4 protein-coding genes and 3 pseudogenes are annotated in these 9,142 nt (G+C 69.6%); 4 read left to right on the top strand and 3 right to left on the bottom strand.

Features of this window, described 5'->3' with window-relative positions; genetic code table 11:
- Positions 1-4,049 (bottom strand): amino acid adenylation domain-containing protein (locus ACWGJY_RS33475; protein ID WP_453264637.1); only part of this gene is annotated, 4,049 nt, incomplete at its 3' end.
- A 255-nt stretch (positions 4,050-4,304) separates the two neighbouring features.
- On the opposite strand from ACWGJY_RS33475, the pseudogene ACWGJY_RS33470 reads away from it, so the two are divergent.
- A pseudogene (locus tag ACWGJY_RS33470) lies at positions 4,305-4,561 on the top strand (transposase); the annotation flags it as partial.
- Positions 4,550-4,693 (top strand): annotated as a pseudogene (locus ACWGJY_RS33465) (IS5/IS1182 family transposase); the annotation flags it as partial. The pseudogenes ACWGJY_RS33470 and ACWGJY_RS33465, both read left to right, overlap by 12 nt.
- Before the next feature lie 260 nt (positions 4,694-4,953).
- Here the strand turns inward: ACWGJY_RS33465 and ACWGJY_RS33460 are convergent.
- Positions 4,954-5,682 (bottom strand): hypothetical protein, encoded by a 729-nt coding sequence (locus ACWGJY_RS33460; protein ID WP_453264636.1) that lies wholly within the window; start codon positions 5,680-5,682, stop codon positions 4,954-4,956.
- A 651-nt stretch (positions 5,683-6,333) separates the two neighbouring features.
- Here ACWGJY_RS33460 and ACWGJY_RS33455 point away from each other — a divergent pair.
- Together ACWGJY_RS33455 and ACWGJY_RS33450 are read left to right on the top strand one after the other, a co-directional pair.
- The gene (locus ACWGJY_RS33455; RefSeq protein ID WP_453264635.1) at positions 6,334-7,098 is read left to right on the top strand and encodes a thioesterase II family protein; all 765 of its coding nucleotides are present in this window, start codon (positions 6,334-6,336) and stop codon (positions 7,096-7,098) included.
- A 52-nt stretch (positions 7,099-7,150) separates the two neighbouring features.
- Positions 7,151-7,435, top strand: a pseudogene (locus ACWGJY_RS33450) (aspartate 1-decarboxylase); the annotation flags it as partial.
- Positions 7,436-7,578: 143 nt separating this feature from the next.
- Here the strand turns inward: ACWGJY_RS33450 and ACWGJY_RS33445 are convergent.
- Positions 7,579-9,078 (bottom strand): ABC1 kinase family protein, encoded by a 1,500-nt coding sequence (locus ACWGJY_RS33445; RefSeq protein ID WP_453264634.1) that lies wholly within the window; start codon positions 9,076-9,078, stop codon positions 7,579-7,581.
- Between the last annotated feature and the right edge of the window lie 64 nt (positions 9,079-9,142).

Below are 9,142 nucleotides of genomic sequence, written 5' to 3'. Positions count from 1 at the left end.
AGGTTTTTGAGGAGTGTGAGGTGGGAGGGGGTGGCTTTGACGAACGTGGGTGGCTGGTCGAGTTCGGGAGCGGTCTGTTCGTTGAGTTCGACCAGTTGTGCGCAGCCGCCGAGGGTGAGGGGGCCGAGGAGGCCGGTGACGGTGAGGTCGAAGGAGACCGGGGAGTGGACGAGGGTGCGTCCGTTCATCGCCGGGTAGGCCGTGTGTGCCCAGTTGAGGTAGAGGTTGAGGGAGCGGTGCTCGACGACGACGCCCTTGGGCCGCCCGGTGGAGCCGGAGGTGTAGATGACGAAGACGGGGTGGGAGGTCTTTGCCGCACTCAGCCGGTCGGTATCGGTTGGATTGGTGACGGGAAGGCCGACGGTGTCGGTCTGGTCGGTGCCCAGGGTGAGGGTGGCCGGGCCGGTGTCGGGCAGGCCGGCGCCGGTGTGGGTGTCGGTGATGAGTAGCGTCGGTTGGGCGTCGTTGAAGAGGTAGGTGATGCGGTCGGTGGGGTGGTCGGGGTCGATGGGGAGGTAGGCGGCACCTGTTTTGGCGATGGCGAGGATGGCGACGACGACGTCGATGGTGCGGGGGAGGGCGAGTGCGACGATCTGTTCGGGGCCGATGTTTCTGCTGATCAGGTGGTGTGCGAGCTGGTTGGCGCGGGTGTTCAGCTCGGTGTAGGTGAGCTGGCTGCCGTCGTGCTCCACGGCCGGGGCCTGTGGTGTCCGGGTGACCTGTGCTTCGAACAGTTCGGCGAGTGTGGCGTCAGGTACCTCACGTGCTGTGTCGTTCCAGCCGTTGAGCAGGAGCTCGCGCTCGTCGGCGGAGAGGACGTCCAGTTCACCGATGGGGCGGGAAGCGTCCTCAACGGCCGTGCGTAGCAGGCGTTCCAGCCTGGCCGCGATGCTGTGCGCCGTCTCCCGGTCGAACAGATCGGTGGCGAACTCCACCGACCCCCGCATACCCGACGGCACACCCCTGCCGTCGTGCTGTTCTTCCACGTCGAAGGAGAGATCGAACTTGGCCGACGCCATGCCCAACGCGTAATGCTGTGCGGCCAGTCCGGGCAGTTCCAGGTCGGCATCGTTGTTCTGGAAGGTCAGCATCACCTGGAACAGGGGATGGTGGGCCAGGGAGCGGGTGGGGTTGACGATCTCCACGAGCCGCTCGAAGGGCACGTCCTGATGGGCGTAGGCCGCCAGGTCCGTTTCCCGCACTCGTCCCAGGAGTTCGGCGAAGGTGGGGTCACCGGACGTATCGGTACGCAGGACGAGGGTGTTGACGAAGAAGCCGACCAAGTCATCCAGCGCATCGTCCGTACGTCCGGCGATCGCCGAGCCGATGGGGATGTCGGTGCCCGCGCCGAGCCGGGTCAGCAGCGTCGCCAGCGCCGCCTGGACGACCATGAAGACGCTGGCCTGGTGCTCCCGTGCCAGGCGGACGATGCCGTGGTGGAGGTCGGTGTCCCAGGTGAAGGGGATGGTCTCGCCGTGGTGGGCGGCGGTGGCGGGCCGGGGCCGGTCGGTGGGCAGTTCCAGCTGCTCGGGGAGCGCGCTGAGAGCCGTGCGCCAGTGGTCGATCTGGCGGGAGATGACGCTGTCGGGGTCGTTTTCGTCGCCGAGGACTTCGCGTTGCCAGAGGGTGTAGTCGGCGTACTGGACCGGCAGCGGAGCCCATTGCGGACCGGTTCCGTCGCAGCGCGCCGTATAGGCGGCCGACAGGTCGCGGAGGAACGGGTCCATCGACCAGCCGTCACTGGCGATGTGATGGGTCAGGACCAGCAGCACATGATCGACCGGCGACGTCTCGAACAGCCGGACGCGCAGGGGGACATCGGCCGACAGATCGAAGAGATGCGCGGCCGCCTCCTCGATCGCCGCGTCCGTGTTCTCGGGGGCGGTGGCGACGACCTCGATCACGGGCCGGGCCGCGTCGCCCGTCAGCACCTGCTGGTAGGGGACACCGTCGGTCTCGGGAAATACGGTCCGCAGGCTTTCGTGGCGGTCCACCAGATCGGCCATCGCCTCGCCCAGCGCGTCGAGGTCCAGCGCCCCGGACAAGCGCAAGGCCATCGGCAGGTTGTACGTCGCGCTCGGCCCTTCCAGCTGGTGCAGGAACCACAGCCGGCGCTGGGCGAACGACAGCGGCACCCGCTCGGGGCGCTCCACCGGCACCAGCGCCGCACGCGCCCCGGCCGCGTCGTCGAGCCGGTCGGCGAGGCCGGCGACCGACGAGGCCTCGAAGAGGTCACGTACGGCGAGTTCCGCGCCGAATGTGGCGCGGATGCGGCTGATGAGGCGGGTGGCGAGGAGGGAGTGTCCGCCGAGGTCGAAGAAGTTGTCATCGATGCCGACGCGGTCCACCCCGAGGATCTGGGCGAAGAACCCGCACAGGATCTCTTCCCGCGCAGTGCGGGGACGGCGCGAGGTGGGCGCGGCGGGCAGCTCCGGCGCGGGGAGGGCCTTGCGGTCCACCTTGCCGTTCGGGGTGAGCGGGAACGAGCCGAGCTGGCGGAAGGCGGAGGGGACCATATACGCGGGCAGCGCCTGTGCCGCCTTCTCCCGCAGACGGGCCGCGTCCAGCCGCTCGTCCCCGTCGACCGGAACGACGTAGGCGACGATCCGCTGGTCACCGGGCCGGTCCTCACGGACGATGACCACGCACTGCGCCACCGCCGGGTCCGCGACGATCACGGACTCGATCTCGCCGAGTTCGATGCGGTAGCCGCGGACCTTGACCTGGAAGTCGACCCGGCCCAGGTAGTCCAGCTGCCCGTCCGTCCGCCACCTCGCGAGGTCGCCCGTGCGGTACATGCGCGCACCCGGAGCGTCGAAGGGGCTCGCCACAAAACGCCCGGCCGTCAGTCCGGGCTGGTTCAGGTATCCCCGGCCCAGTCCGTGACCGGTGATGTACAGCTCCCCGGGGGTGCCCACCGGGACCGGGCGCAGCGCGGAGTCCAGGATGTGCATCTGCATATTGGCGACCGGCCGGCCGATGGGCGCGGCCCCCTCGCCGGTGACATCCGCGAGAGTGGACCAGACGGTCGTTTCGGTCGGGCCGTAGAGGTTGGTGACGCTCGCGGCGAGTTCGGTCATTCTGCGCGACAGCGCGGGCGGCAGGGCCTCGGCGCCGACGAGGATCCGCAGGCCGCGGAGCGCGTCGGGGTACTGGGAGACCAGGCCCTGCCAGAGGGAGGGGGTCGCCTGCATCATGGTCACGCCGGACGTGGTGAGCAGCTCGGCCAGCTGTGCGGCGTCGCGGACCTGTTCGGAGGTGGCGATGACCACCGAGGCGCCCGAGATCAGCGGCAGGTACAGGTCCAGGCCCGCGATGTCGAAGGCGACCGTCGCCACGGCGAGCAGCCGGTCCGAGGGCTGCGGCGCGAAGGTTTCCTTCATCGCCGCCAGGAAGTTGACCAGGCTTCCCGTCGAGATCATCACGCCCTTGGGACGCCCGGTGGACCCCGAGGTGTAGATGGCGTACGCGGGGTGGCCGGGCGATCGGCTCCCCGGTCGCTCGCCGTCCGTCAGATCGGTGCCCGGCAGGGCCGCGACCGCGTCCCGGGTCGCCGCGTCGTCGGTGACCAGCAGGCGGGCGGCGTCGACCGGTACGTTCCCCATGGTGCTCGCGGCGGCGAGCACACAGACGGGGCGCGCGTCGGAGAGGATGTGGCCGATGCGGTCGGCCGGGTGCCCGGGGTCGACGGGCAGATAGGCCGCACCGGTCTTCACGACGGCCAGCAGGGCGACCGGCAGTTCCACCGTCCGCGGCAGGGCCACCGCCACATAGTCCTCGGGCCCGACCCCCTGGGACAGCAGCCGGCGCGCCAGCCGGTTCGCCCGGGAGTTCAGCTCCGCGTACGACAGACGTTCCGTGCCGCAGATCACCGCGTCGGCGTCCGGCGTCAACGCGGCCTGGGCCTCGAACAGTTCCCGCAGACTCGTCGCGGGCACCTCACGTGCCGTGTCGTTCCACTCGGCCGGCACACGCAGGAGCTCAGCCGGGTCCGCGGGAGGAAGCTGCCCGCCCGGCAGATCTGAACCGTGCATCGATGCTTCAGCCATGCCGCTGACTCCTAGTGCAGTACGTGATGAGGCCATGGGCGCAGGTGAGGAAGTGGCCCGCGAACTGTTGACCCGGCGCGGCACGAAGCACCCGCCCGGTCGCAACTGCTCGCGTATGACGCCAGTCTGCGAAGGTAAGTGGCGCAGCTTTCGTCTCGTTATCACTGGCGCTTCACGGTGCGGGCCCGCCGTACGGGACGCGCTGCACGGATGGGAGGAGCTGACAGAAAGCCCTCTGTGTGGCCATGCCTCGGTCTGCGATGGCTTGTTGGACAGGCCACGGGGAAGGGGAAGGGGAAGGGCCCGCCGTGGGTGGTGACGGATGACTTGTGGGGGCGGTTCGAGCCTCTGTTGCCGGTGCGTGAGCGCAGATCCCGCAATGCTGGGCGTTTGCCGTTGGACGACCGGCGGTGTCCGCAGGGGATTCTGTGCGTGTTGCAGACCGGTATCCGTGGGAGTGGCTGCCGCAGGAGCTCGGCTTCGGCTCAGGGATGACGGGCCGGCGCCGGCTGTGGAAACGTGGGATCAAACCGGTCATCGCAAGACGCGGCATGCCGAACGGTTCCGGACTCGGCACCGTCCGCCGGGGCGTTGAGCGCACGAACGCCTGGATCCATGGCTTCCGCCGACTGCGGATCCGGTGGTGCCCCGTTTGGCGCCGCTTGTCGCGGGCCGAGCCGCCGATCAAGGCGAAGCCCCAGGCCGGTGGGCCTGGGGCTGAGGTGTGGCCGGTCGTGGCGGCGCCAAGGGACTGTGCGGGCCTCCCGGTCACCGGTGGTAGGTCTTGCACACCACACCACACCACACCACACCACACCGGTGACCGGGAGGCCCTCGTCCCGATTCGGGGTCCGCTCAGGGGGTGTCGGGGGTTACGGGGCTATAGCATTCCGTGACAACTGCCCTAGCTGGGGCTCGCGTTGCCGCACTTGGTCGTTCGCTCTTCTGCGGTCATGGGTCGGGACTGGACCCTGATGACCTTGTAGCTGATGTCCGACTCGACATCAGTGAATTCGTGTGGCCCCCAGGTGTTGTGGGAGTTCACGGGAGCGAAGGGGTTTGACTGATCGACGCCGGCGAGCTGCCAGTTGCCCTTCGCCTTCCGGGTGACGGTGACCTCGTCGAACCAGCCGATCTCGCCGGGCTTCATCGTGCCCGTGGTCTGGGTGCTCTCCGTGTTCGACTTGAACCAGTTGTGCTCGATCTTCGGCAGCAGCGAAACGGGGTTCGCGCCGAGCGACAGGCCGACGATCGTCGTTTCGCCGGTGGTCTCCGACTCACCGTAGTTGAAGTCGGAGTTCAGGCTGGTGCAGTTCTCGCGGGGCTTCCCCAGCAGCGTCGGCGTGCTCTCGGTCGGCTCCCCGACCCATGAGGTGGGCGTGAAGGTGCAGTCCTCGCCGCAGTCGGAGAGGAACTTCGCGACCGCCTCGGGGGTGCTCCAGTCGGGGCCCGTAGTCGTAGGGGGCTTGGGTATGTCCTCCGGGTGGGACACCCAACCGCCTCCGCCGCCGTCCGCCTGCGCCGGGGTGATGGACAGGCACAGCGTCGCCGCGACGGCCATGGCTCCCACCGCGGCCGCCCTCGCCCGCCGGCCTCTGCCGGACGTGAGGGTATTGCGTACTCGTCGGTTCATTTCTGCTTCCTTTGCTTTCACCTGAAGCGCGGATTGCGTCCTGCGGTTCCGTTCACGTCCGGGTGTGGCCGTCCCGCGAAGGCGGCACCCGCGGTGAGGAAGGTGTGTGTCAGCTCCGAACCGGCCGGAGCGGAGCTGACACCGGCCACGCGGCACAAGGGGATTGCCGCCGCGACCGGCACACCACGAGGATCGTGCGCGTCGCTCATGTTCGGCTCACGATCCGCTCATGCGACGTCGTCCGCCGTCGAGCCGACCCCGACACTGCGCTCTGCACCCGCCCTCTGTGAGCCTCATCCACGCAGCGGGAGGGCGGACTTCGTAACCGTCGCAGCTGCTGAATCGTTGGCACTGCGCGTCCATGCGCATCCGTTCTCCGCGGATGGGGCTGAGGGGCCTGAGCCGACAGACTCAGGCCCCTCAGCCATGTCCCCGTCCGCGCCGACTCCCTCAGGTGCCGTGACCGGGCCGAAGCCCGCCGGCCGTGCTGGTCATGAGCGACATCGATGACCGGCTTCCGGCGCTGGTGGACGGCGTGGTCGACTGCGCCGAGCAACGCCTCGCCCCTGCTGACGCTTCGCGAGGCCCGAGCGGCGGTCGAGTTAGACGAGCGATACGCCGCCGATAGGTCCGGCCCCTATGCTTCCGCGCATGCCTCTCTCTTCTGGCTCGCTCCCCACGCGGTGGCTGCGTACGTTCCAGCCGGTGGCCTCCCCCCGGCTGCGGCTCGTGTGCTTCCCGCACGCCGGCGGCTCGGCGAGTTTCTTCCGCACCTGGCCCCAGCAGTTCCCGGCCGACTGGGAAGTGAGCGCGGTGCGCTATCCGGGCCGTGAGGAGCGTATCGCCGAACCCAGCATCACGAGCATGGCGGAGCTGGCGGGGCGGATCGCCGACGGACTGGTACCCCATATGACGCCCCGCACCGTCTTTTTCGGCCACAGCATGGGGGCGTCCGTGGCACACGAGGTCGCCGCGCTGCTCGCCGCACGCGGCGCGGCAGGTCCGGCGGCGCTGCTGGTTTCCGGCCGGGCCGCACCCCATCGTCTGCGGCGCATCGGCACCGGCGACCTCGGCGATGAGGAGTTGCTCGCCACGGTCAGCGGGCTCGGCGGTCCGGGAGCCGAGGTGTTGCAGGACCCCGACCTGCGCGACCTGGTCCTGCCGCCGATCCGTGCGGACTACGGGCTGCTCGAAGAGTATGCGGCGGGGCCCAAGGCGCCCGGCGTGGACATTCCCGTCGTCGCCTACTTCGGGACCGACGACCCCGGACCCACCCCCGACGACGTCCGGGCGTGGGCGGAGCTGACCTCGGCCCGCTGCGAGGCGCGCGCGTTTCCCGGGGGGCACTTCTATCTCGTCCCCCACGAGGCCGAGCTGGTCCGCGACATCCGGGAGCGTCTCACCGCCCTCGGATGAGGCACGGCGGCAGCGCCGACGAACCCTGCTCCGGGCCGGGGTGAGCCGCGACGACATCGTCGACATCGATAACGGCGCACGCCTGTCCACCTACGTCATCGAAGGCCCCCGGGACTCCGGGATCATCGGCATCAACGGCGCCGCCGCCCGGCTCATCAGCCCCGGCGACCTCGTGATCATCATCGCGTACGCGGCAGTCGACGACCGGGAAGCGCGTGAGCTGCAGCCGCGGGTCGTCTTCGTCGACGCCGACAACAATGTCATGAGCTGCGGCGGCGATCCCGCCGAGGTGCCCGCGGGTTCCGGCCTGAAGCGGGGGGATGTCGTATCCCGGTAGCGTCCGGGCGCCCGGACGCAGCCCGGGAGTACGACGCGACCGTACCCCTCCGCGGAAGTGCCGGCCGGCCGACCCGTCCCGGCGCACACAGCACGTGAACCCGCCGGACGGGGCCGTGCGGAGCAGGCGTCCCCGGCAGCCTTTCACCGCATGCGCCGCCGGTGGTCCAGGAGGAGGGCCAGCGCGCCCAGGGCCAGCAGGCCGCGGGGCGTACCGCGTTTCTCGCCGCCCTGGGCGGCTCCCCGGTGGGTGCGGCTGGTCCGGAAGGAGAGCTGGCGGTTGGACAAGTCGTCGCCCAGAGCGCGGAGTTGCTGACCGGCGGAGCCCGACCCCAGGAGCGCTTCCAGGGTCGTCCGTGCGCCCTGCTGCCAGGAGGCGGCCTCGGCGACGAGCTGGAGCATGATGCCGGGCACCTCCTTCTGGAAGACCTTGGCCAGGGCCAGTTCCGGGGCCAGATAACGGACCGAACCCTCCAGGTTGGCGAAGGACTTGCCGAGGATCGACACGGCCGGGCTGGAGGCGATACCGCGGCGGCTGGCCTTCTGCAGGACGGAAGTGAGGGTCACTCCGAAGTCGAGATCGTCCAGCGAGGCGGAAGCGATCTTGGGGACCAGGGCGGCCATGTCGGAGCGGAAGCCGGGGATGTCGGACCAGGGGGTGGCGCGCCCCATCTCGGTCCACGCCGTGGCCAGGCCGTGCCCGTCGTTCTGGGCGACGCACATCAGGACCAGCAGCAGGCTCATGCTGGTGCGCTGGTCGATGCGGCCGACCATGCCCCAGTCGATGAGGGTGGCGGGCCCGCCCGGCACGGCGAAGACATTGCCGGGGTGCGGATCGGCGTGGAAGAACCGGTCGATGAAGTACCCGCGGTACATGAAGGCGAGCAGCTCACGGCCCATCTCCGTGCGCTCACGCTCGGAGAAGTCCGCCTGGTCGATACGGCGTACCGAGGTGCCCGGCGCCATGGCCTGCACCAGGACCGTCGGCTTGGCGACGATCACTTTGGGGACGGCCAGCGAACGGAAGCGGCGGATCGACTCGCGCGCCACATCCATGTTGTTCGCCTCGCCGGTGAAGTCCAGTTCGGGTTCCATGGAGTCGAAGACGATGCTGAGCATGGACTCCACATCCACGATGGAACTGAAGCGTGGTGCCCCGCGCGTGACCATCCGCGCGGCGCGGCGCAGCATCGCCATGTCCGCGAGGACGTCCTCGCGGATGCCGGGGCGCTGGAGTTTGATGACGCCCTGCCGTCCGCCGGCCAGCGTCACCCGGTGTACCTGGGCCAGGGATGCGGCACCCAGCGGACGTTCGGTGTCGATGTCGTCGAAGCGGAGCTTCCAGTCCGGTCCGAGATCACGCTCCAAAGCGGGCTCGAATACGCAGAAGGGCTGCACCGCCACCTCGTCGTGCAGGTTCTGCAGTTCGGCGATCATGGAGGGCGGGACCATGTCCGGCCGGGTGGAGAGGATCTGCCCGATCTTCACGTAGAAGGGGCCGAGGCTTTCCAGCGCGTTGCGGACGGCGCGGGCCCGCCGCTGCTCGGGGTCCGTCCCGTCGGTGTGCCGCCCGGACCGGCGGGCCTCGTCGGCCACGAGCTGACCCAGCACCTTGGCCACCACACGTACGCGGGCACCGACCATGCGCGCCACTCGTTGGGACCTTCCCTTTCCTCGCTGCTTCGTCTGTTGCGATGCCCCGCGAGCG

It is taken from the genome of Streptomyces sp. NPDC054765, from assembly GCF_053612065.1.
The sequence above is the reverse complement of the archived record's forward strand: the minus strand, read 5'-3'. Positions and strand labels throughout refer to the sequence as shown.